Genomic DNA, 23,174 nt, shown 5'->3' on the forward strand with positions numbered 1-23,174 from the left:
AGCCCGTCCCTAGAACCGGTCGACGCCCGTCACCCGCAGCACCGCAGCTCCCACCTCATCGGAGGCCGCAAGATCGACGTCGGCGGCGATGCCCCAGTCATGATCGCCGGCGGGGTCGGCGAGGATCTGCCGCACGTGCCAGACGCGGCGGGTTGCGGCATCCGTCTCGTCAACGATGAGCATGCCTGCACTGCGCGCGTCGGCGTCGGTGCCGATGGAGTCGTGTTCGGAGTAGTAGGCGTCGAGGGCGCGCGTCCAGGCATCCTCGCCGAAGTCCGGGTCGAGTTCGGCGAGCCTGTCCGGCCGGTCCAGCGCGGCGAACTGCACCCTGCGGAACAGCTCGTTGCGCACCAGCACCAGGAACGCCCGGCGGTTGGATGTCAGCGTGCGCGGCGCAGGCGGCACGATGGCGCTCTCGTCGCCGCGGCGGGCATCCGGATGCACCAGGCCGTGCTCGGCCGCCTGCAAGGTTGCCCACTCGTCGAGCAGGCTGGAGTCCACCTGCCGCACGAGTTCGCCCAGCCACTCGATGATGTCGTGCAGCTCGTCGGTCTTCGCCTCGTCGGGCACGGTCTGACGCAACGCCCGGAACGCGTCGGAGAGATAGCGGAGCACGACCCCCTCGCTCCGTGCGAGGTTGTAGAACGACACGTACTCCGCGAAGGTCATGGCGCGCTCGAACATGTCACGCACCACGGACTTCGGGCTGAGCTCGAAGTCCCGCACCCATGGCTGACTGGCGCTGTAGGTCTCGAACGCCTGGCTCAGGATGCCCTCGAGCGGCTTGGGCCACGACACCTCCTCGAGCAGCTCCATGCGCTCGTCGTACTCGATGCCGTCCGCCTTCATGGCTGCGATCGCCTCACCGCGGGCGAGGTGCTGCTGCGCGAACAGCACGGGCCGCGGATCGTCGAGAGTCGCCTCCACGACCGAGACGATGTCGAGCGCGTAGTCGCCAGTGCCGACACCGGACCCACCGCCCTCTGAGCGAGCATCAGAAGCCCCATCGCCCCCTGAGCGGACATCAGAAGACCCACCGCCCCCTGAGCGAGCGACGCGAGTCGAAGAGTGCGGAGTGCCATCCATGCCGAACAACTCGAACGCGGCGAGGGCGAACGGCGACAGCGGCTGGTTGAGCGCGAAGTTCGGCTGCAGGTCGACGGTGAGGCGCGGGATGCCGCCCGCCCCCTTCTCCACGACGCCAGCCGTCACGAGCGTGCGGTAGATCCCCAGCGCACGCCGCGCCAACTCGAGCTGCCGTTTCCACGGCTCGTGGTTGTCGAACACCAGCGACCGCACGTTGCCGAACACGTCGCCGCCGCGCGCGATGACGTTCACGATCATGGCGCTCGTGATCTGCATGTGCGGGGTCAGCGTCTCGGGCTCGGCCGCGATCAGGCGATGGAACGACGGCTCGCCCCACGACACGAAGCCCTCAGGAGCCCGCTTGCGCACGATCTTGCGCTTCTTCTTGGGGTCGTCACCCGCCTTGGCGACGGCTCGGGCGTTCTCGATGTCGTGCTCGGGAGCCTGGGCGACCACCGTTCCCGCCGTGTCATAACCGGCGCGGCCCGCACGGCCTGCGATCTGGTGGAACTCACGTGCCGTGAGCTGGCGCATGCGGGTGCCGTCGAACTTGGTGAGCGCCGTGAGCAGCACGCTCCTGATGGGAACGTTGATGCCCACGCCGAGCGTGTCCGTTCCGCAGACCACGCGGAGCAGGCCGCGCTGGGCCAGCTGCTCGACGAGCCTTCGGTACTTCGGCAGCATGCCTGCGTGATGCACGCCGATACCGAGGCGGAGCAGTCGGGAGAGGGACTGGCCGAAGCCCGCGGCGAAGCGGAAGCCGCCGATCGCCGCGGCGATGGCATCCCTCTGCTCCCTGGATGCCACGGATGCCCCCGCGAGCGCCTGGGCACGCTCGAGCGCGTCCTTCTGCGAGAAGTGCACGACGTAGACGGGCGCTTTGCCTGCGTGCAGCAGCTCGTCGATCGTCTCGTGCACGGGCGTGAGCACGTACTCGTAGTCGAGCGGAACGGGCCTCTCCACACCCGTCACGGCGACGGTCTCTCGATGCGTGCGACGGGACAGATCGTCCGCGATGCCGCTCACGTCGCCCAGCGTGGCGCTCATCAGCACGAACTGTGCGCGCTCGAGGATGAGCAGCGGCACCTGCCACGCCCACCCGCGGTCGGGGTCGGCGTAGAAGTGGAACTCGTCCATCACGACCTGGTCGACCCGGGCATCCGGGCCGTTACGAAGCGCCAGATTGGCCAGGATCTCCGCGGTGCAGCAGATGATGGGCGCGTCGGCGTTCACCTGCGAGTCGCCGGTCATCATGCCTACGTTCTCGGCACCGAACGTGTCGGCGAGCGCGAAGAACTTCTCCGAGACGAGCGCCTTGATGGGTGCGGTGTAGAACGATCGGCGGCCATCCGCGATGGCCGCCGCGTGTGCGCCGACGGCGATCAGGGATTTGCCCGTTCCGGTCGGCGTTGACACGATCACGTTGGCCCCGGAGACGATGCCGATGAGCGATTCCTCTTGAGCCGGATACAGCTCGATGCCGCCGTCGAGTGCCCACTCGGCGAAAACGTCGTACACCGCATCCGGCGAATCGAGCCCCTTCACCCGCTCATCGAGACGGATGCTCTCTGCCGGACTCATCCGATCAGGCTAGCGGTGCGCGACGCCGCCCCGGCGCGACCAGACCTGGCGTACGCGACGAGGCTTGCAGTTCTGCACCGAGTGTCGTTGCGTACGCCAAGGCCCGGTGAGAAGCGGGCACGCGCGTGCTGTGGCCGGGCGCAGGCATCCTTCAGCGACGCGAGCTGTTGGCCGTGCGACCGCGCACGATGCCGATGAACGTGTCGATGCGATGCTGCTCCGAATCGCTTCTGGGCGGCACCGGATCGCTCATCCAGGCAAGCGCGATGCGCGTGGGTGCCGCATCGGTCACCGGCCGCGCGACGAGATCGCGGCGAGAGTGCAGCCTGGCGACGGACTGCGGCAGCACCATGCTTCCCACGCCTGCCGCGACCAGGGCAAGCGTGTCCTCCACTGCGGCGTCGAACGGATGCACCGGCCGACCCAACTCCGCCACCTCGGCAAGGGTCACCTCGTCGGCCGCGGCGACCGCGTGATCCCTGGGAACGACGACCACGGCCCGCTCCTCGTACAACGGGATGCTGTGCAAGCCGTCGCCGGCGACGGGCAGCCGCACCAATGCCATGTCGGCGAGGCCGTCGATGAGCACCGAAACCTGGTCGGGCTCATCCGTGCGCACGAGTTGCAGCGGAACGCGGCGCATCCGTTCCTCCCAGGTGCGCACCCATTTCGCGGGCGTGACGCCGCGTACGTACGCCAGGCGGAAGGGGGCGGGTGCAGCCATGAGTGCCTCCTTCGGCCGGATCGCAGGTATGCACATCACGCTACCCGCGGCCTGGCAGACCGGGCGCACGCCTGCCGTGCCGTCGTTGGCCGGAATCGCCATACGCTTGAGGGATGAGTGATGCCCTGCACCCCGGTCCTGGAGCCATGAAGCCGGAGACGGCAGCCAAGAAGCTGGGCGTCTATCTGCCTGCGACGCCCGATTCGTTCCGCGGGTCGGCGATCACACGGGAGCAGTTCGCGTCGCTGCAGGCGGATCCCCCGCAGTGGCTTGCCGACCTACGTCGCGACGGACCGCACCCGCGTGAGGTGGTTGCACGCAAGCTCGGGGTCTCCACCAGCGGCCTTTCCAGAGCCGGCGTGAAGGATGCCCTCACCACCGAACAGATCCGCGAACTGTTGGCAGCTCCCCCCGAGTGGCTCGTGAAGGAACGCGCCACGCAGGCTGCGGTGCGCGCGGAGAACGCACGGGTCAAGCAGGAACGAGCACAACGGAGCACGCGCGAACGGTGAGCGCGCACGGCCGGTTCGACCGCCAGCCACGCACCGGCCGCTCTAGCGCTGAGCGGGCACGGCACGGTTCGACTGCTGGGCGCGCACCGTCCGCTCCAGGCTGAGCGCCCCCGGCCCGCTCGAGCTCGCTACGCCGACGCGGGTTCCACCCTGGCGAGGTAGGCCGCCTCCGTGCGACTCGTGGCGCCGAGCTTGCGAAGGATCGCGGAGACGTGCACGCTCGCGGTCTTCGTGCTGATGTAGAGACGTTCGCCGATCTGCTTGTTGCTCAGGCCCTGGGCTATGAGGTCGAGCACCTGGCGCTCGCGCTCGGTCAGATGAATCTCCGGCGTCGACTCCTGCGCTCGGCTCGAGACCGGCGCGGGCTCCAGACCAGCGCGCCGCGCGAACTCGTCGACCCAGCCGACGAGAAGTCCTGAACCGAGCTGCTCGGCCAGCCGTCTGGACTCCGCAGCCTCATGCTGCGCCGTCTCCCTGGCCCCTGCTGCCCTGGCTCCTGCTTCCCTGTTCGGGGAAGCGACGAGCGCCTTGGCGAGCCGGAAGCGCGCATACGGCTCAAGATGCGCGGGCGCCTCGGGGAGCAGCGACGCGTCGAGCGCGGCGCGCCATGCCGCGGCATCCATTCCGTCGTTCGCGAGCTCGGCTTCGAAGAACGGAGCCCACACCGGTTCGGTCGGCCACCCTGCGGCCGACGCTAGGACCTCGCGAAGACCGGACTCCGCCGAAGCGAGATCGATGTGGTCGAGCGTGCTCCTTGCCGGATCGCCCGCAGCGGCACGGCAACGGAGCACCGTGAGCGTCCGCGCGGCCACGGCCAGCAGGGGCAGGTCGTACCCGCTCATTGTGCGATGCCCGCGCAGCAGCACGCTGACCGCGCGCCAGGCGCGCTCGACGTCGTCAAGCGCCAAAGCGAGCTCCGCCTCGACACGAGCCGCGCCCAGCCTGGACTGCACCTCGATCTCCCCCTGCACGTTGATCATGGGAGCCCACGATCGCCAGAGCTCATCGGCCGCCTGCAGTTCGCCCTTCCAGGTGAGTAACCAGAGCTTCATGCGCTGCAGGTGCACGCGGAACCCCGGTGACGGCTGCAGCGCCAGGGCGGGTTCGAGCAACGCGACCGCCTCGTCCCAACGCCCGAGAGCCGCAAGCGGCTCGACTGTGTTGGATGCCAGCATCACGCCGCTCGTGCGCTGTACGCCGAGCTGACGCGCGCGCTCCACGCCCGCGTTCCCGACCTCGACGGCATCCGTGTACCTGCCGATCAGGTGCAGCACGTCTGACGTGTTGACGCGATAACGAAGCATGGCGCCGTCGCGACTGGCGGCGAGCTGGCCGGCGATCTGCAGCTCGGCGAGGCCCTCTCCCACCCTGCCAAGCCCGACGAGGGACACGCCGCGGATGTTGTGCGCGACCGAGCGACGCGACAACGACTCGGCGGCCTCGGCTTGCGCGAGCGCCTTCGTCGCAGCCTCCACGGCCTCGTCGAAGCGCGCCTCGAGCATGAGTCGCCCAGCCAGGTCGCTGAAGATCTGGGCGATGGTCTCAGAGCAGGAGTCGGTGTCGAGACCCGCCAGCGCCTCTTCGAGAAGGGCGGTCGATCCCGGGCGAGAGAGCGCAGCTAGGTAGCGCGCCTTGTCGGCGAGGAGCTCGGCATGCTGTTCGACGTCACCCTGATCGCTCTCCGCGAGCGCCGCGTCGATCACGGTGAGCGCCCGCTCGGTGTCGCCAGCATTACGCAGCGCTTCGGCGGTGAGCTCCATGAGCGCGACGTGCGTCATGCCTGCCACAGTCTCCGGATCGGTCAACTGTTCCCAGAGCTCGAGCGCCCGCTCGCCCATGCGCGCAGCCCGCGCGAAGGCGTACACCCTGCGCGCCTCGCGCATGGCGTCGAGCGTTGCCGGGAAGGCGCGAACGAGGTCGTGCGCATCCATGCGGTGCTGGGAGATCTCGTGCGCGACCGGTCGGCCTGCGCCGGCGACGGACTCGAGGGCATCCGCGTACGCCGTGTGATATCTCACCCGCTCGCCAGGCAGCACCTCGCCGAGGACCGCCGCCCGCACGAGCGCGTGCCGGAAGTCGTAACAGGTCTCCGCGATCACGAGAAGGCCGCCGTCGACGGCAGCGCGCACTGCAGCCTCGAGCCCGGCTGGCGTTCCGGGATAGACGTGGTCGAGCAGGTCGTGGCGAACGCACGCGCCGCCGATCGCGAGCATGCGCAGCAGGTGCTGCGTGCGTTCGTCGAGGCGCTCGTAGCGCGCGAGCAGGAGCTCACGGAGCGTGTCGGGAAGCCCGGCGGCACCGTCGTCGACGTGCCGATCGGCTCCGGCGAGTTCTTCGACGAAGAACGGCACGCCCTCGCTGCGTTCGAAGAGCTCGTCGATCTCGCCGTCGTCGATGCGAGCATCCGGACCCGCGATGGCTGCGACCTGCTCGGCGACCTGGTCGCGCGTGAGCCTGGACAGTTCCCACCTGGTCAAGCGCCTGGTTCGCTCGAGCTCGGGCAGCACGGGGCGCAGCGGGTGCCCCCTGACGATCTCATCGCTGCGGTAGGTGACGACCATGAGGATGCCCGGCGCCGCGAGCATTCCGACGAGAAAGCGGAACAGCTCAAGCGTCGATCGGTCGGCCCAATGAATGTCTTCGATCACGAGAACGAGCCTGCGATCGCGTGCCACGTTCTCGAACAGCACGGCGACGAGCTCGTACAGCCGCTCGGTTCCAGCACGTCGCCGCCCGCTGTCGGCCGACGCGAGTTCGGGGAGCAGGACCGTGAGCACCGGCCGCGCGGGGCCGGCCGCGTCCAGCAGCACGTCCATGCCGATCTCGGCGGCCAGTTCCCGCACGATGGCCGAGAACGGCGCGTATGGGGCGCTCTCGGTTCCGATGTCGACGCACTTGCCCGTGAGCACGAGGGCGGCCTCGCCGACCTCGCGCTCGAACTCGGCGACGAGCCGCGTCTTGCCGATCCCCGCCTCACCTCCGATGGCGACGGCACGAGGCTCTTCTGCACTGCGCCGGAACTCCGATCGCAGGGCCTCCAGGTCGGCCGCACGGCCGATCATCCGGGGGCTGCTGATCGGTGATCTCACCTGGCCCATGCTGCCACGCACCACCGACATCCGAGCATCGTTCTGCGCGCGGCCGAACTCACCTCGTCGCGACGCGACCGAAAGCCGCCGAGCGGTGGTGCCGACGTGCCGGCCTGCCGGAGGAACCGTCGCCGGCAGCACCGCTCTCCTGCACCCGCTGGGCCAGGATCTCCCGCTGACGGCGGATGCGCTCCAACTCGTCGTATGCGCGCTGCTTGTCGGCGTTGAGTGCGTTCACCAGGGCTTCGTTGTACATCGTCTTGTCCTCTTCTTCTGTGTCTATAGACGATGCTCGCGGCTAAGGTAGGGGCCCCGGATCGGGCGGATGCCTTATCTTTTCGAGGCGGGCAGGCTCCCCCTCCTGAGGTGGTGCGGCGGGGCCTTAGATGCACGATGAGGAGGCGACCGGATGGCCGGAACGAGCCGAGTGCACGTCATCGTGCATGGACGCGTGCACGGCGTCGGCTACCGCTACTCGTGCGCCGAGATGGCGCGTGCGGCAGGCATCGCCGGCTGGGTGCGAAACCGGCCGGACGGAACGGTGGAGGCCGAGTTCGAGGGGCGACCGGCAGCCGTTCAGGCCGCGGTCGCGTGGTGCAGGCACGGGCCGAGCTGGGCATCCGTCTCGGCGGTCGACGTCAGCCAGAAGGAGCCGGAAGGGGCGACCGGGTTCGAGATCCACTGAGCGAGGACAGGTGCGCCATCCCCTGGGCGAGGCTAGGCGCCCGCGAAGAACGCCCGGAGCGCCTCCGACAGCCATCGCGGGTCGTCGACGTGGCAGAGTTCGCGGGCCGAGTGCATCGACAGCAGCGGAACGCCGACATCGACCGTGCGGATGCCGAGACGCGTCGCCGTGAGCGGCCCGATGGTCGAGCCGCACGGCACCGAGTTGCTCGACACGAACTCCTGGTACGGAACCCCGGCGACGGCGCAGAGCCGAGCCCACAAGGCGGCCCCGTGAGCGTCTGTTGCGTACCTCTGGTTCGCGTTGATCTTCAGCAGCGGACCGCCGCCGGCGGTCGGGCGGTTCACCGGGTCGTGCTTCTCCTGATAGTTCGGATGAACGGCATGCCCTGCGTCTGCCGACACGCACCACGACGCGGCGTACGCACGACGCCGCTCGTCATCGCCTGCCCCGAGCGAGCCCGAGATGCGAGAGAGCACATCGTCGAGAATCGGGCCGCTCGCACCGGAGCGCGACTCGGAACCGAGTTCTTCGTGGTCGAACGCCGCGAGAACCGTGATGTGGCGAGTCGCCGGTTGTTCGCTGTCGGCCGCCGCGCCCAGAAGCGCGTGCAGGCCGGCGAACACGGAGCTGAGGTTGTCGAGCCGCGGCGACGCGAACAGGGTGTCGTCGAGCCCGAATGTGCGCGGCGGCTGCGTGTCGACCGTGACGAGGTCGTAGCCGGCGATCTCGGATGCTCGCACGCCGCTCCCCGAAACGACCTCCGCGAGCAGATCGTGGGCCTGCGCGTCGCCCACGCCCCACACGGGCTGGGTGTTGCGCTGCTTGTCGAGCACGAGTCCCTCGGTGTTGACACCCCTGTCGAGGTGCACCGCGAGCTGCGGGATGCGCAGCAACGCACCCGAGCGCACCAGGTGCTGGGTGCCGTCGGCAGCGACGACGCGGCCTGCGAGCTCCAGTTCGCGGTCGAGCCATGAGTTCAGCAGCGGGCCGCCGTAGATCTCGACGCCGGCCTGCAGCCACCCTGCGCCACCCGTCGTGGGCTTGGGCTTCAGCTTGAATCCGGGCGAGTCGGTGTGCGCTCCGACGATGCGGAACGGCGTGGTCGGGCCGGCGTGCGCGGGCACCGCCCAGGCGACGACAGCCCCGTCGCGCACGATGAGGCCGCGCTGAGCGACGCCGTTGGCGGGCGCGGGCCAGGCATCCCTCTCGTCCACCGCCACGAATCCGGCCCCCTGCAGGCGGCGAGCCACCTCGGCCGCCGCGTGGTACGAGGAGGGCGATGCCTGAACGAACGCCGCCAATTCATCGATGAAGCCGGATGCCATGCGTTTATGTTGCCATGCGTTCGCTGTGCGTCCGTCCGCGGGCCGTGCGACCGCCGGGCACACGCCATACGCTCACCCCATGACCACCGCCTCCGAGTCCGTATGGGACATCCCACTCACCACCATCGACGGCGAGAGCACGTCGCTGCGAGCGTTCGACGGGAAGGCGATCCTCATCGTCAACGTCGCCTCGCGGTGCGGCCTGGCTCCTCAGTACGAGAAGCTCGAGGAGCTGCAGAAGACCTACGGCGACCGCGGGCTGACGGTGCTCGGTTTCCCGAGCAACCAGTTCCTGCAGGAGCTCGGGAGCGAGGATGCCATCAAGGAGTACTGCTCGACGACGTGGGGCGTGACGTTCCCGATGTTCGAGCGCGTGAAGATCAACGGCAAGTCGGCGCATCCGCTGTACAAGGAGCTCAAGAAGACGCCGGACGAGTCGGGCAAGGCCGGGCGCGTGCAGTGGAACTTCGAGAAGTTCCTCGTCTCGCCCGACGGTGAGGTGCGTCGCTTCCGCCCCCGTACCGAGCCGGACGCACCAGAGGTGATCGACGCGATCGAGTCGGCGTTGCCCGCTGCTGCGGCCTGACGCAGCGCTCCACCTCGTAGGCTGGCAGCCGTGAAATCGCTTCTGACGATCGGCGTCATCCTCGTCGTGCTCGGCATCGCAGCAGGCTTCGGCTATCAGATCGCCGTCGCCGTGACGACCGGACTGCCCACCAGCGGAATCGGTTGGATGCAGGCCACCGGTTTCGTCGTCGCCGCCATCGGCGCCATCATGATCGGCGCTGCTATCGGCAAGCGCCGGTCGGCCCGCCGTGCAGCGCAAGAGCGGTCGGCACAGCAGCGTTAGTCCCGCTGCTGCGATGCGGCCGTCGAAGGTCTCAGTGTCCCTCGACGAGCGTGATGAACGCGCTGAGTTCGGCCACGCCCTCTGGCCGATGCGGCAGGTACTCGGTGAGCAGCGGCGAATAGATCAGGTAGGCGGCCCACTTCGCACGCGACACCGCGACGTTGAGCCGGTTCTTCATGATGAGGAAGCCCGGCCCGCGTGGTGCATATTCTGCCGATGACGCGGCGAGCGAGACGATCGCGACGACGGCCTCCCTGCCCTGGAACTTGTCCACCGTTCCGACCCGCACCTCGCCGTGCCCTGCACGCTTGAGCGCCTCGTGCACGAGCGCCTGCTGGGCGTTGTACGGGGTCACGACGATGATGTCGTCATGCTCGAGCTGCCGAGAGCCGTGCTCGTCGTTCCAGGTTCGGCCCAGGATGTCCCCCACGAGTCGAACGACCAGTTCGGCCTCCGCCGGTGATTCTGTGGAGTCTCCGGCGTGCTCGACGGGCAGCGGGTGCAGGCCCGGCTCGACGCCCTCCAAGTTACGCTGAGAGGCGTCGGGATGAGCGCGCAGCCGGCCCTCGTAGGAGAGCCGTGAGACGGGTGAGACGAGCGCCGGATGCAGGCGCCTCGTCTGGGGAAGGAAGAAGCCGAGCTCTGCGGGCAGCACGTCGTGTCCGTCGCTGATCCAGCCGAGGGCTGACTGGTCGACGGGCTCGGGATGCAGTCCCTGGCTCACCTGAGGGAGCTGCTGGGGGTCGCCGAGCATCAGCAGATTGCGTGCCGCGACCGCCGATGCCGCCGTGGACGCCAGAGAGAACTGCCCAGCCTCATCGATGACGAGCAGATCCAGGCTGCGTGACGGCACTCGTGCCGGATTGCTGAAGTCCCAAGCGGTGCCGCCGATGACGAACCCGCTGTCGAGATGAGTCTGCGCAAAGGGCAGGTGCCCGTCCTTCGGCAGCACCGTGAACGGGCAGCGGGCGTCGGCCGCGGCGCCGCTTTGGGCGACCTTGCCCACGAGCGCCCCATCGAGGCCGGCGGTGGTCACGACCGAGGCGAGCAGGTTCTCGACCACGGCGTGCGACTGCGCCACCACGCCGATCTTCCACGCGTGGTCGCGCACGAGTGAGGCGATCACGTGGGCTCCGAGGTAGGTCTTGCCCGTTCCTGGAGGTCCCTGGACGGCGAGGTACGAGTCGTCGAGATCGGCGACCGCGCTCGTCACCTCGGCGATGCGGTTCGCATCCGAAGCCAGCGCGGCGCGCTCCGCGACGGGAGTTCCCAGCGCGCGCGGCGGCATACGACGCAGCAGATCGGTCACGGGATCGCGCGGCCACCCTGGCTGTGCGTCGACGATGGAACTGCACCACGATTCGATCGCCGTCACCTGCGTGCCCGGCCGCGGCGGTGGTCCGGGCGTCACAGCGCTGGGCAGCTGGCTGTACGCGGGGGTGTCTTCTTGACGCGTCTCGTCGACGCGCACCCAGTCATCGCCCACCTCTGCCAGAGTCACGCTCTTCGCGCTGCGCGCACCCGGGTCGCCGCTCGTCGCGGAGAACGGGCCAGGGAATTCGTAGAGCAGGTAAGCCCCGGCTCCCGCCTTCGTGGTGCTGCCCGGGCCGAACTGCCCGGTCAGCCGAAGCATCCTGTGGTGCGTGCGCTGGCCCTCGTCGCGGTGCCAGTCGCGCTCCACCTCGGCGCGCTCAACCAGGAAAACGTCGCGTGTGTTGCCCCACGCCTCGACGGGGTCGACCAGTCGCGCGAAATGCGCCCACCAGAAGCTCTTCTGTTCCCGCCGGTGGTAGTCGAGCGTGGCCGCCGCGAACGCCGCAGCCGTCTCGTCGTCGGTGCGGGCGCGCGTGGCGTCTGCGCCCGATCCATGTGGAACCGACGGCTCTCCAGCCAGGGCGAGCAGGTCGTCGCGCAGCGTCGACGGCTCGAGCTCCACCACCCGGTCGTGGTCGGGCGCCGGCAGGCCCACAGGGACGCCGGCATCCGTCGCACGCGCGAGGAGCCAGTCGCGGAGCCGAAGCGTCGAGAGGCAGTCGTAGCGGTTGTATGCCGCGATCTCGTCGAGCCTCCGCTGCCCCTCCTGCACATCGCCTGCCAGCATGAGCGAGCGCGCCGTCGCGTACTCCTCGATGGAGGTGCCGGCGTCCTGCACCTCTCCGGAGCGCAGTTCGTCGCCCATGTACAGCGGCTCGAGCTTCTTGATGGAGTACGAACGCGACCCGACACGCACCGCCTTGCGCACGAGCGGGTAGAGGTCGACCAGCACGTTGTCGCGCAGCAGGCCGTCTACCGCGTCTTCGCCGACACCGTGCCGCGCGGCCAGCTGCAGCAGGTGGGTGCGTTCGTACGACGCGTAGTGGTAGATGTGCATGCGCGGATGCTCCGCCCTGCGCCGCTCGACGTCGCTCAGGAATGCGATCAGCGCCTCGCGCTCCTCGGCGAACGTGTGAGCCCAGAACGGGTGGAACGCGCCGTCGGTCTGCAGCACGCCGAACAGGTAGTCGAGGCCCCACTGCAGATCGGCACCCTCGGTGTAGAGCGGGTCGCCCTCGAAGTCGAAGAAGATGTCGCCGGGGTCGGGCTCTGGTAGCGCAGCGAGCGCCGGCGCGTTGTACACGACCACGGGCGGCGGGTCGCCCGCGACAGCGGCCAGCTGAAGCTGAGCCTGCTGCCGCAACGAGGTGACGGTGGCGGGTGCCACACGCTCGACCTCGAAGCCCTCCGGCAGCGCCGCGAGGTCGTCGATCGTGCGGATGCCCGCGGCCACGAACCGTGGACGTTGCGTCACGCGCACCCCGGCGACCAACAACACGTCTCGGTGCGCCTCCACCTCGCCCGCACACGTGTCGCACCTGCCGCACGCGGCGAACCGCTCGTCGCCCCACTCCACGGCGCGCCCGTCGCCGAGATGCTCACGCACTATCGCGCGCAGCCTCGCGATGCGCTTGCCGTAAACGGGCAGGATGTCGGCGAGCCGGTGCGTGCTGACACTCCCGTCCCCGAGCAGCAGTCGCACCTCGTCCGAAGGCTCGACGCCGATGCGCTGCAGCTGCTGCGCATAGGCGGCGACCTGGAGCAGTGCTGTCACCTTGGCACGGCGTGCGAGCTTGGTGTCTTCGACCGTGTATCTGCCATCCGGCTCGCGCACGATGAAGTCCGCATAGCCGACGAACGCGATCGGCGTGCCTTCGCCGTCGTCGACGGGATCGAAGAAGACGCCCTGGTACACGACGGGTGCGCCGGCCAGGAAGGCGCGGGCGGTCGCACGTGCAGCGGCCGTGAGACCCTCGGCGTCCGGTCGCTCTGGCCGGTCGAAGAGCGCGACGGCCTCGCCGAAACGCTCCAGGTAGCGGTCGAGCACGCGGTGCTCGTGCTCGTCACCCAGCCGCGAGGTGCGCTCCAGCATGGCATCCAGCGGCCGTTCCACGACGGGACCCCAGCCCAGCTTGCCGTCGAGTCTGCGCAGAAAGTCGAACTCGCACGTCGATGCAGTGCTGAGGTCGCTGGGGCTCAGCACCACGGTGGCCGCGTCGGATGCGCGACCGCTCAGCAGGAACATGCGGCAACGCTAGCGCGGACCACCGACGGTGCCGACGGCCTAGCGCCCGCCCTCGATGCGGCGGTGCCGCTGCTGCTCGCCCGGAACGCCGTACGGGTAGTCCTCGACCCGCGGGGTGCTCGCCTCTGCGAGTGCGCTGAGCTGGGCATCCGTCAGCTCCAGGTCGCTCGCTCCGAGGTTGTCGTCCAGCTGCTCGACGGTGCGCGCGCCGAGGATGACGCTGGTCACCGCCGGCTGCGCGAGCAGCCAGGCGAGGGACACCTGCGAGAGGGATGCCTCGTGCACGTCGGCGATCTCCTGCACGATGTCGAGGATGCGCCAGGTGCGCGGGTCGTCGTTGCGCGCCTGCCACGCCTCCATGCCCCGCTGCGGGTTCTCGCCGAGCCGCGTTGCGCCCGTGGGGGCAACGTCGCGCCGGTACTTTCCGCTCAGCCATCCCCCGGCCAGCGGCGACCACGGCAGCAGCCCGATCCCGGCATCGAGGGAGGCGGGGACGATCTCGTGCTCGATGCCCCGCACGATGAGGTTGTACTGCGGCTGCAGCGTGACGGGCTCGACCCAGCCGTGTGCCCTCGCCACGTGCACCGCTTTGGTGAGCTGCCATCCGGTGAAGTTGGAGAAGCCGTAGTAGAGGATCTTGCCTGCGGCCACGGCGTCGTTCAGGAAGCGCAGGGTCTCCTCGATCGGCGTAACGGCATCCCACGCGTGCATCTGGTACAGGTCGATGGTCTCGACACCCAGCCGCCTCAACGATGCGTCGAGAGCCCTGGACAGGTGTCGTCGCGACAGGCCGAGGTCGTTCGCGCCCTCGCCCATGGGGAAGCGGCCCTTCGTGGCGATGACGAGCTGTTCCGCCTCGGTGGGGTGCCCGGCCAGCCACCTGCCGATGATCTCTTCTGAGACGCCCGTGGTGTAGACATCCGCGGTGTCGATGAAGTTGCCTCCTGCCGACACGTAGGCGTCGAGGATGGCGTGGGACGCCTCCTCGCTCGCTTCGTGGCCGAAGGTCATGGTGCCGAGCGCGAGGTCTGTGACGGCCGTTCCGCTGCGGCCGAGTGTGCGGTACTGCATTGTTCTCCTTGTATCGATTCAGATCTGATGGATGCCCGCGGTCGCGTCGCGACGGGACGGGAACGAAGGACGGCGGGAACGACGTCAGGCGGCGTCGCGACCACGCAGCGCGCGCTCGACGCGCTCGAACTGCTCGGACGCCAGCGGCCCCTGCTCGAGCGCGCGCACCAGGTCGTCGACCTGGGCCGCGTTGCGGAAGCCGGGAATGGGCACTGCGCGGTCGGAGCGCGCCCAGATCCAGGCGAGCGCTCCCTGAACCAAGGACCGGCCGTCTGAGGTGAGTTCCGCGCGCACCGAGTCGAGCGCCGCGAGGTACTCGGAGCTCGGCGTTCCCTTGACGAACCACTTCATCCACTCGGGCTGATGCGTGCGCACGTCGTCGGCTCCTGCAACGGGCCTCTCGGCCGTGTATTTGCCGCTCAGCAGCCCCATGGCCAGCGGCGAGCGGCACAGAACACCGAGGTCGGCGCTCTCGCACAGCTCGAGCATGGTGGCGTTGTCATCGAGCACGTTGAGCTCGATCTGCATGGCCGTGCAGTGCTCGCCCGCGACGAAGGGGCGGGCCAGTTCCGGGTCGTCCGTGCTCACTCCGTACCACGCGACCTTGCCGTCGGTCACTAGTGCTTCGAGCGTCTCGAGCAGGTCATCTGCCTGTGCCTTCGAGATGTCGGGAGTGTGCAGCTGGTAGAGGTCGATGCGGTCGCGTCCGAGCCGGGAGAGGGATGCCTCCGCGGCCGAGCGAACGTACGCGGGCGAGACATCCACACCCGTCAGCTGCCTGCTCGACTCGTCGATCACATTGCCGAACTTGGTCGCGATCATGACCTCCGGATGCGCGGCGAGCAGCGGCTTCACCGCGCGCTCGGCGTGGCCGGCGCCGTACGCGTCGGCCGTGTCGATGAGCGTGACGCCGGCCTCGAGGCCGCGTTCCAACGCTTCGACGGTCTCTCGCTCATCGACGCCCGCATAGCCGAGCTTCTGGTCGCCTTTAGCCATATCGCCGCCCAGCGGCCAGGTGCCGAGCCCCAGCGCGCTGATCTGGAGACCGGAGCGGCCGAGCCGCCTGGTGGGAACACTGCTCATCTGGTGATCTCCTCGTAGTACTCGATCTTGTGCTCGATGTGCGCGAGCGCTTCCTGCCTGCGACGGATGTCGTCGAGCACACGCTCGCGATGGGCCCGGAGCATCTCCAGGCGGGCGCGTTCGGTGCCTGTCCCCTGCCTTGCGAGCTCGACGAACTCACGGACGGTGCGGATCGGCATGGCCGTCTGCCTCAGGCACTTGATGACGTCGATCGACTCGACGTCATCGTCGGTGTAGACGCGCCTGCCGCTGGCATCCCGTGCGACTGGCGAGAGAATGTCGGCGCGCTCCCAGTACCTGAGCGTCTCTGCCGGGATGCCGAGATTGGCCGCCGCTTGAGAGGGTGTCATCGTCGTCATACGACAATGGTGAGACCCGGAGTGCGCTCCAGGTCAAGTCGGGCTTCGAATCGATTCGCGCCCTCGGCCGAGCACCCGGGGTGGTCCGCTATGCAGCCACGTCTTCGTCAACCGCTCGCCGAGCAGGGGCGACCACGTCCTCGGCGGATGCGACCGTCTCGCGCCGCCAGCGCGACAAGCCGTAGACGGCGACGATGCCGCTTGCGAATGCGAGCGCCGCCGTCGGCCACGAACCGGCAGCCAGCTGAAGCGCCAGCCCTACGAGCGCGGTTCCCAGCGCGGCCCACCAGCCCACGACGATCCCGCGCGCGAGCGCCGCCACCTGGACGAAAAGCCCGGCCACGACGACGGCCGCACCCCAGGATGCGACGGTGCTCGCCGCATTGGCCGGCGCACTCTGGGCGGACACCTGCGCCGTGAGGGCGAAAGCTGCCACCACGCTGGCGATCGCGAGCAGCACGACGCCGTATGCCGCCTCGCGCGATGTCGGCCGGCGCACCCCAGGAACCCGACCGCTTCGCCTGACCCGCCATCCGTATGCACAGAGGCCGGCGAGAACGAGCCGGATGCCGGCGTCGGCGTACCTCGCCTCCGCAACAGCGAGCACGGCGAAGCCCGCGCACAGCACGGCGCATGCCGGCCACGCCCAGCGCAGGCTCCGAGCCACGGCCAGCTCGGCGACGAGGAAGAACAGGGCCCCCAGAAGTCCGTCGATCGTCACTGCCTCGGAACCGAAGGTCGCGAGGTGCGTGGTCAACCAGTCGAGAACGGCGGGCATGGCGGCCTTTCTCGATGGGGAGGCGGGTCAGGGACGTCTCCCATTCTGCCGGGCCCGAGGAGCCGGGAAGGAACCTGACGGCGAGGTCCCGGCCCGCACTGGGCCAATCGTTATGCAGCGGAGACTTGGCGGGAATGAGAGATCTGTCACGCGACATTCCCGTCGCATTCACGTTCCAGCCAGTTTGCGGTGGTCGAATGATCACGTGACCTTGCGCACAGCCGAGTACCCACGGCCCGACCATTTTCTGGTGCACATCAGCGACACGCATCTCCTCGCGGGGGGAGGCCGGCTCTACAATCGGCTGGACTCTGCCGAGCACTTGGCGCGGGTTCTCGACGAACTCTCCGCCTCGGGGGCACGGCCAGAGGCCATCGTCTTCACGGGCGATCTTGCGGACAAGGGCGAGCCGGATGCCTACGGCAGGCTCCGCGAACTCGTCGAGCCCGTCGCGGCATCCCTCGGGGCCCAGGTCATCTGGGTGATGGGCAATCACGACGACAGGGCGTCCTTCCGCTCCGAGCTGTTCGGCGAGGTGGCCACCACGCGGCCCGTCGACCGCGTCTACGACATCGGCGGACTGCGCGTGGTCACCATCGACACGACCGTCCCTGGCGCCCACCACGGCGAGCTGACCGACGACCAGCTCGACTGGCTCGCCGAGGAACTGTCGATCCCGGCTCCGCACGGCACCATCCTTGCGATGCACCACCCACCCGTGCCGAGCGTTCTCGACCTCGCCGTGAGCGTGGAGCTACGGAACCAGGGCGCACTCGCGGAGGTGCTCGAGGGTACGGATGTGCGCAGCATCCTCGGCGGGCACCTGCACTACTCGTCCACCGCGACGTTCGCAGGCATCCCCGTCTCGGTGGCCAGCGCCACGTGCTACACGCAGGACCTCAGCGTTCCCGTCGGCGGGACCCGTGGACGCGACGGCGCACAGGCGTTCAACCTCGTGCACGTCTACCCGGGCACAGTGCTGCACTCGGTGGTCCCCGCCGGGCACTACGAAGCGCTCGACTATGTGGATGCGCAGGAGAGCGCCAGGCGGCTGCGCGAGGCGGGCATCCTGATCCCCGATCGCATCAACGGCCCGGTGCGACCGGAGCCGCCACTCACCATGCCGATTCCGGTGATGGCGTAGCACTCCGCCTCACCGGCCCACGCTGAGCCGAACGCGCCGCTTACTTCTCCCAGGGCGCGGGAATCGGGAAATAGCGCTGCAGGAAGTCCCGCACGATTGTCGTGCGCTGCTCGTCCGAGACCTCCGGTGTGCTCCCGTCGTTCAGGCAGAACATGTCCTGATCTCGGCGCTTGAGCAGCCGCGCCATCTGCCCCTCCGCCCTGGCCAGCGTGGTCTCGATGTACTGCACCCTTGCCTGGGTCTGCTCGACGGCGTGGCCCTTCAGCAATGCGTAGTAGTGGTAGAGCGAGTTCGTCACCGAGATGTCAGAGGCCGAACGGAACCGGCTGCCCGCGGTGCGGGCGAACTCCTCGGCGAACTCCTGTTCGAGCTCGAACGAGACGCTCTTTCGGAACGGTGCCGCGCAGTGCTCCAGATGCCTGGTGATGATCTTGCCGAAGCGTTCGCGCAGCAGCCTTCGGTTGACGCGCGCCGCATTCTCGAATCCACTGCGCCATGCGGCGTTCTCGCCGAGGCCGATGCGAGTGGATGCCTGCACGAACTTCGTCACGCCACCCGGCGAGAAGAAGAGGGCAGGCGAGACCGCCCTGCCGAAGAACATGTCGTCGTTCGAGTACAGGAAGTGCTCGGCCAGGCCCGGGATGCGATGCAGCTGGCTCTCGACGGCCTGCGAGTTGTGCGTCGGCAGCACCGAAGTGTCGGCGAAGAACTCCTCGCTGCGCACGATCGAGACGCGCGGATGCTGCGCGAGCCACTCCGGGCGTGGGGAATCGGTCGCGATGAAGATGTGCCGCACCCACGGCGCGAACAGGTGAACACTGCGCAGCGCGTACTTGAGCTCATCGATCTGCCGATATCTGGCGGGCGAGTCGTCGCCCTCGCCCACCACGTAAGCCTTCATGCGCTCGGCGCGCGCTCGCTGATACTCCTCGCTCGATCCGTCGACCCAGGAGAAGACCATGTCGATCTCGAAGTCGACGGCGTTCACGAGCGGCGCGAACATGTTCTGCAGCGTGGGCCAGGTGCGGCCGTAGAGCTCGACCTCGTCGTCGATGGCCTCCGCGAGCGGCAGGCGCTCCCTGGTGAGCGCATTGGGACGCGGCGCCACGATCTCGTTGTCGCCGATGCGCCAGAGCTCGAGCTGGAACGCCGTCCCCGGCCCGTACCTCAGGCGCCCGATCGGCTCGATCCTCGGGCGGTAGATGCGGAAGACCGATCCGTTGTGCTTGTCGCCGAGCACGCCGTCAGCCAGCAGCGCCTGACGCCGCGCGCCCTTCTCCAGCGGCTTGGCGTAGAACGGCTCGTTCGCGAAGGCCGACGCAAGCGCGGCGTCGACCGCTTTGCGGTCCGAGCGGGCGATCGCGAGCACGGGTCGCTCGTCGTCGCTTCTGATCAGGAGGTACCTGACGCCTGCAGCATCGAGGGCGTCGCGCACGGCGAGAAGATCCTCGACCATGCTCTCGCGCGGGGTGAGGAACGTGTTCCGCAGCGCGTACTCGTTGTTGCGCAGTACGACGTCTTCACGATCGAAGCGCCGCATCCTCTCCGGGACGGAAACGATGACCGGTTCGGGCTCGCCGCTCACTGAAGGGCCCGTCACGTCCTCGAAGGTCTGCATCCGTCTCCTCTCGCTCGTCGATTGTATGGGCGGCCGGGATGCGCCGGCCGTGGGCCTGGCAAGCGCGGGCTCCAGCGAGCTGGGCGGAAGGCTGCTGGCCGTGGCGCATCGTGAACGCTACATGGCGTGCTGATTCGCACCGGCCAAGCCGTCGTCGTACCCTTGTCGATCACAGACGTGGACGATGCGGCGGCAACGCCGGCGGTCGAGGGGAGGTCGGGATGACTCCACGTGACAGGCCTCCGATGAGCCTCGAACTACTGCGGCAGGAAGCCCGCGACGAGCTGGCCGCGGTGATCGAATTCCGCTGCCGGCTGGGCGACGATCCCTGGGATTTCCTGCCCGATCTGCCCACCGTCGACGAGCAGGTTGTGCTCACACTTCGCGAAGAGACGATCGAGGCGCACGACCTTGGTGAGGCACGAGCGCGCGCCTACCATCCGTCTTCGCCCAGACACGAACGCGAGCATTTCGAGTATCAGCTCCTGCGGCGAGTCGCCCTCGACCATCCGGAATTGACGCGAGCGGTTTGGGGCATGCTCGGCAGGCTGAACGCGGCCTAGCCTGCGTGCTTCCGGTCGAACGGCGAACGTTCGGTCAGAGGGTGAACGGCCGGGGCAGTTCGCACGTGAAGGCGTGGCACAGGTACTCGGTCGGTTCCTCGTTCTGCGCCGTCCGGCCCTCGAACAGCCCGAATCCGGCCGCTGCGAGCTCGGATGCCGCGCCCTGCGTTATCGCGACCCCCACCGCACCCGGTCCGAGACTCTGAACTCGCGCCGCGGTCGCATGGCGCACACGCTCCATCGCCCCCACGGATGCCTGCTTCCCCGGCACGATGACGACGAGCTGCTGCAGCTCGACGCCGAGCGCCACGGCGGTCTGCAGCATTCCGCCGAACGCTATCGGCGAGCGCAGCGCGAGGTCGGCGACCGATGAGACGGCGGCCCGCGCCGCTCGGTCGTACCTGGTGTCGTCGGTGAGCGCGAACAGCACGCGTGCCGAGTCCGCGAGCGACGAGAGACCGCCGGGGTAGGCGCCCTCCGAAGGATCGGCGTCGGCGACGATCCCGTGTGCGGCGAGCACGGGATCACCGCCCCCAGGCACCGCGAACGGGCCTCTGGTCCCGCCACGCGCCTCCTCGTCCTCCGCGTGCTCGGCCGGCGCCATCGTCGCGTCCACCAGCTCACGAGCCGCGAGCGCGAAGCGTGGTTCTCCCGTGGCGAGGAACACGTCCAGCAGGCCGCGGGCGAAGAGGCCGTAGTCCTCAAGGGCAGGCGCGGCAGGCGACGGCCGGCCGGCGAGGGAGGCTCGCGTGAGCATCCGCCCGCCGTCTGAAACGTGTGCCTCGAGCAGGCCGCTCGCTACCGCTGACGCCTCGGCCACCCACTCCGGCAGCTCGAGCAACGAGCCGGCATGGGCGAGCGCTCCGATGGCGAGACCATTCCACGCAGTCAGCACCTTCTCGTCGAGCGACGGACGAGGCTGCCTGCTCCTGCCATCCGCGTCGAGCAGGTAGTACGCGCCTTCCCTCCGCACACCATCGACCTCGCTCTCGGAGTCCTGCGCGGACGCGAAGCCGCCCTCGACCCTCATGGTGCCGAGCAGAAACGAGCCGATGCCGCCGGCGACCTCGGCGTGCCGGCGTGCTCCCCCGGCGGCCGCCTGCGACTCAGAGTCTGCAGGCGCGAGCGACACCGCGTCTGCGTACAGTCGCAGCAGTCCGGCGTTGTCGTACAGCATCCGTTCGTAGTGCGGGTCGCTCCAGTCCCTCCTTGTGCCGTACCTGAAGAAGCCGCCGTCCACGCGGTCGCGCAGCGCGGAGTCGGCCATGCGGTCCAAGGTGTGCATCGCGGCGTGTTCACCGACGGGCGAACCGCTCGCAAGGAGGAACGCAAGCGCGGGCACAGCGGGGAACTTAGGCCCCGCGAACTGCGGCGGCGTTCCGAATCCGCCGTACTCAGGATCTTCGGCCGATCCAAGGCTTCCGGCAGCGGCAGCGATCTGCTCGGGGTTCGGGAGAGTCGCTGCGGTCACGCCGCTTCTGCCGAGCTCGCTCACCGCGGCAGCCACCCGTTTCGCTGTGTCGGCGACGTCTGCTCGCCGCGTGGTCCAGGCATCCGTCACGGCGTCGAGGATCTGCCCGAACGACGGGATTCCGCCTCGTGGGTCCGGCGGAAAGTACGTGCCCGCGAAGAAGGCGCGACCGTCGGGGGTCGCGAAAACGCTGAGCGGCCACCCGAGGTTGCGCGTGAAGGCGCTTGCCGCCGCCAGGTATGCCGCATCGACGTCTGGGTGCTCCTCCCTGTCGACCTTGACGGGAACGAACTCCGCATTCAGCCTCGCGGCGAGCTGCGGGTCGCTGAAGCTCTCCCTGGCCATCACGTGGCACCAGTGGCATGTGGCGTAACCGATCGAGACGAAGACCGGAACGTCGCGCTCCCGCGCCTCCGCGAAGGCATCCTCGCTCCACGGATGCCAGTCCACCGGGTTTTCGGCATGTGCTCGTAGGTAGGGGCTTACGGCGTCCGACAGACGATTCGGCATCTCGTCAGCCTAGGTCGTGCGGCACGCACGGGATTAGAGTCGCTGCGTGATGGTCACGCTCGTTGACGGACAGACTGCGGCGGCGATGTCGAACATCCTGCCGATCCTGTTGCTCGCCTTCACCGTCGAGTTTCGGCGCACGGCGTTGCATCGACGTGGGAGCCGCCCGGGCTGGGTGATCGCCGGACTCGCCTTCTTCTACGTGCTCTTCGGCGTCGTCGAGACCACCATGGTGCTCTCGATCGACGGCCACCTGCTGCCGTCCAAGCCGAGCGACCTGCTCCTTGGTGTGGCCATCTTCGTGCTGCTGTGCCTGCTGTTCGTTCTCGGGCTGGTGCCGTCGCGGTCGGGTGACAACCCGAACGACGAGTAGCCGGCCGGGCGTCCCGCAGCAAGGAAACCACCGGACTGCGGTTCAGAACTGTCAGACCCACCAGGGGGGTCAGTACCGGGCGTTCAGTACCCGGGGGTTCAGCGCTGCGGCTCGCGCGGCTCGAGGTAGAACCGGTCGAGGCAACGCGGAGCGGCCTCACGCAACCAGCGCACCTCGTCCGGCGTGTTGTGCGTCGTCGCCAACCGATACGCGACGGCCTCCTCGAGTCCGTCGCGCGGATCCGCGTCGCATGTCTCGAGGAATGCGTCGACGAAGAGCCCGCGGAACGGCTCGACGTGTTCGGCCACGGCCGGCTCTATGCCGAGATCGGAGCCGAGCGTCAGGATGACCGTGATCGCGGCATCCACGCTGGCCAGTCCAGCGCACGCGTTCGTCCAGTCGATCACGACCGGACCCCGTTCGCTGAGGATCACGTTCTGCGGATGCAGGTCGCGATGGATGACCGTCGGTCCGTCGCCCGGCAGCCAACCTGGAGCAGACAACCGATGCAGCCGCTCGTGCAGCTCGCCGAGCAGGCGACCGTACCTGGGGTACTGCCCGGGCTCGTGCACCAGTTCCTCGAAAAGCGTTCCCCCGTCGATGCGCTCCAGCACCAAGTCGGCGCCGTCTGCGTCGAACACGTGCGGAACCGGGTAGCCGTGCTCCTCGAGATGCAGCATGAGGCGTGCCTCGATCGCCACGTCGCCGCCCTCGCGGTAGCGCCGCAGCACGCGGCCCTCCCCCAAATCGAACACATCGGCGGCGCGGCCCTGCGCCATCAGCTCCATGC

Annotated in this window: 20 protein-coding genes; 7 read left to right on the forward strand and 13 right to left on the reverse strand. The window is 68.8% G+C overall.

The window, feature by feature from the left end; all coding sequences use genetic code 11:
* Positions 1-9: 9 nt before the first annotated feature.
* Together ACO2Q7_RS05310 and ACO2Q7_RS05315 are read right to left on the reverse strand one after the other, a co-directional pair.
* A complete protein-coding gene (locus ACO2Q7_RS05310) occupies positions 10-2,667 on the reverse strand; it encodes a DEAD/DEAH box helicase (protein WP_423354573.1) in 2,658 nt (885 codons plus the stop codon).
* 151 nt (positions 2,668-2,818) lie between these two features.
* Complete coding sequence (locus ACO2Q7_RS05315; RefSeq protein ID WP_423354574.1) at positions 2,819-3,391, reverse strand: LysR family transcriptional regulator substrate-binding protein; 573 nt, start codon at positions 3,389-3,391, stop codon at positions 2,819-2,821.
* A 113-nt stretch (positions 3,392-3,504) separates the two neighbouring features.
* On the opposite strand from ACO2Q7_RS05315, the gene ACO2Q7_RS05320 reads away from it, so the two are divergent.
* Positions 3,505-3,903: a DUF5997 family protein gene (locus ACO2Q7_RS05320; protein WP_423354575.1), complete on the forward strand. Its 399-nt coding sequence runs from the start codon at positions 3,505-3,507 to the stop codon at positions 3,901-3,903.
* A 128-nt stretch (positions 3,904-4,031) separates the two neighbouring features.
* Here the strand turns inward: ACO2Q7_RS05320 and ACO2Q7_RS05325 are convergent, their stop codons facing one another.
* Together ACO2Q7_RS05325 and ACO2Q7_RS05330 are read right to left on the reverse strand one after the other, a co-directional pair.
* Positions 4,032-6,992 carry a helix-turn-helix transcriptional regulator gene (locus tag ACO2Q7_RS05325; RefSeq protein WP_423354576.1) on the reverse strand — a complete coding sequence of 987 codons (2,961 nt, stop codon included), beginning with the start codon at positions 6,990-6,992 and terminating at the stop codon, positions 4,032-4,034.
* A 58-nt stretch (positions 6,993-7,050) separates the two neighbouring features.
* On the reverse strand, positions 7,051-7,248 hold the full coding sequence (locus ACO2Q7_RS05330) for a hypothetical protein (protein WP_423354577.1): 198 nt from the start codon (positions 7,246-7,248) through the stop codon (positions 7,051-7,053).
* Between the two features lie 153 nt (positions 7,249-7,401).
* On the opposite strand from ACO2Q7_RS05330, the gene ACO2Q7_RS05335 reads away from it, so the two are divergent.
* Positions 7,402-7,677, forward strand: a complete 276-nt coding sequence (locus ACO2Q7_RS05335) for an acylphosphatase (protein WP_423354578.1) — start codon at positions 7,402-7,404, stop codon at positions 7,675-7,677.
* Positions 7,678-7,709: 32 nt separating this feature from the next.
* Here the strand turns inward: ACO2Q7_RS05335 and ACO2Q7_RS05340 are convergent, their stop codons facing one another.
* On the reverse strand, positions 7,710-9,005 hold the full coding sequence (locus ACO2Q7_RS05340) for a M18 family aminopeptidase (protein WP_423354579.1): 1,296 nt from the start codon (positions 9,003-9,005) through the stop codon (positions 7,710-7,712).
* A 79-nt stretch (positions 9,006-9,084) separates the two neighbouring features.
* Here ACO2Q7_RS05340 and ACO2Q7_RS05345 point away from each other — a divergent pair, with 79 nt between their 5' ends.
* Positions 9,085-9,591: a glutathione peroxidase gene (locus ACO2Q7_RS05345; protein ID WP_423354580.1), complete on the forward strand. Its 507-nt coding sequence runs from the start codon at positions 9,085-9,087 to the stop codon at positions 9,589-9,591.
* A 30-nt stretch (positions 9,592-9,621) separates the two neighbouring features.
* Positions 9,622-9,855 carry a hypothetical protein gene (locus ACO2Q7_RS05350; RefSeq protein ID WP_423354581.1) on the forward strand — a complete coding sequence of 78 codons (234 nt, stop codon included), beginning with the start codon at positions 9,622-9,624 and terminating at the stop codon, positions 9,853-9,855.
* Between the two features lie 31 nt (positions 9,856-9,886).
* On the opposite strand, the gene ACO2Q7_RS05355 is transcribed toward ACO2Q7_RS05350, so the two are convergent.
* The 5 genes from ACO2Q7_RS05355 to ACO2Q7_RS05375 all read right to left on the reverse strand — a co-directional run bounded on the left by ACO2Q7_RS05355 (position 9,887) and on the right by ACO2Q7_RS05375 (position 16,705).
* Entirely contained in the window at positions 9,887-13,414 is a 3,528-nt protein-coding gene (locus tag ACO2Q7_RS05355; protein WP_423354582.1) for a TM0106 family RecB-like putative nuclease, read from the reverse strand.
* 39 nt (positions 13,415-13,453) lie between these two features.
* Positions 13,454-14,485: an aldo/keto reductase gene (locus ACO2Q7_RS05360; protein WP_423354583.1), complete on the reverse strand. Its 1,032-nt coding sequence runs from the start codon at positions 14,483-14,485 to the stop codon at positions 13,454-13,456.
* A gap of 84 nt (positions 14,486-14,569) precedes the next feature.
* Positions 14,570-15,568, reverse strand: a complete 999-nt coding sequence (locus ACO2Q7_RS05365; protein WP_423354584.1) for an aldo/keto reductase — start codon at positions 15,566-15,568, stop codon at positions 14,570-14,572.
* The gene (locus tag ACO2Q7_RS05370; RefSeq protein WP_423354585.1) at positions 15,565-15,927 is read right to left on the reverse strand and encodes a MerR family transcriptional regulator; all 363 of its coding nucleotides are present in this window, start codon (positions 15,925-15,927) and stop codon (positions 15,565-15,567) included. The genes ACO2Q7_RS05365 and ACO2Q7_RS05370 overlap by 4 nt, the downstream gene beginning before the upstream one ends.
* 88 nt (positions 15,928-16,015) lie before the next feature.
* The gene (locus ACO2Q7_RS05375; RefSeq protein ID WP_423354586.1) at positions 16,016-16,705 is read right to left on the reverse strand and encodes a nicotinamide mononucleotide transporter family protein; all 690 of its coding nucleotides are present in this window, start codon (positions 16,703-16,705) and stop codon (positions 16,016-16,018) included.
* Between the two features lie 205 nt (positions 16,706-16,910).
* Here ACO2Q7_RS05375 and ACO2Q7_RS05380 point away from each other — a divergent pair, with 205 nt between their 5' ends.
* Positions 16,911-17,849: a phosphodiesterase gene (locus tag ACO2Q7_RS05380; RefSeq protein ID WP_423354587.1), complete on the forward strand. Its 939-nt coding sequence runs from the start codon at positions 16,911-16,913 to the stop codon at positions 17,847-17,849.
* A 40-nt stretch (positions 17,850-17,889) separates the two neighbouring features.
* Here the strand turns inward: ACO2Q7_RS05380 and ACO2Q7_RS05385 are convergent, their stop codons facing one another.
* Entirely contained in the window at positions 17,890-19,467 is a 1,578-nt protein-coding gene (locus ACO2Q7_RS05385; RefSeq protein WP_423354588.1) for a stealth family protein, read from the reverse strand.
* A gap of 221 nt (positions 19,468-19,688) precedes the next feature.
* Here ACO2Q7_RS05385 and ACO2Q7_RS05390 point away from each other — a divergent pair, with 221 nt between their 5' ends.
* The gene (locus tag ACO2Q7_RS05390; RefSeq protein WP_423354589.1) at positions 19,689-20,030 is read left to right on the forward strand and encodes a hypothetical protein; all 342 of its coding nucleotides are present in this window, start codon (positions 19,689-19,691) and stop codon (positions 20,028-20,030) included.
* A gap of 34 nt (positions 20,031-20,064) precedes the next feature.
* Here ACO2Q7_RS05390 and ACO2Q7_RS05395 read toward each other — a convergent pair whose 3' ends face one another.
* Positions 20,065-22,011 (reverse strand): thioredoxin domain-containing protein, encoded by a 1,947-nt coding sequence (locus ACO2Q7_RS05395; protein ID WP_423354590.1) that lies wholly within the window; start codon positions 22,009-22,011, stop codon positions 20,065-20,067.
* 49 nt (positions 22,012-22,060) lie between these two features.
* On the opposite strand from ACO2Q7_RS05395, the gene ACO2Q7_RS05400 reads away from it, so the two are divergent.
* Positions 22,061-22,384 (forward strand): hypothetical protein, encoded by a 324-nt coding sequence (locus ACO2Q7_RS05400; RefSeq protein WP_423355972.1) that lies wholly within the window; start codon positions 22,061-22,063, stop codon positions 22,382-22,384.
* 98 nt (positions 22,385-22,482) lie between these two features.
* On the opposite strand, the gene ACO2Q7_RS05405 is transcribed toward ACO2Q7_RS05400, so the two are convergent.
* Positions 22,483-23,172 (reverse strand): phosphotransferase, encoded by a 690-nt coding sequence (locus ACO2Q7_RS05405; protein ID WP_423354591.1) that lies wholly within the window; start codon positions 23,170-23,172, stop codon positions 22,483-22,485.
* Positions 23,173-23,174 lie beyond the last annotated feature (2 nt).

This window comes from Rathayibacter sp. KR2-224 (assembly GCF_049446075.1).
Taxonomy (GTDB): Bacteria; Actinomycetota; Actinomycetes; order Actinomycetales; family Microbacteriaceae; genus Humibacter.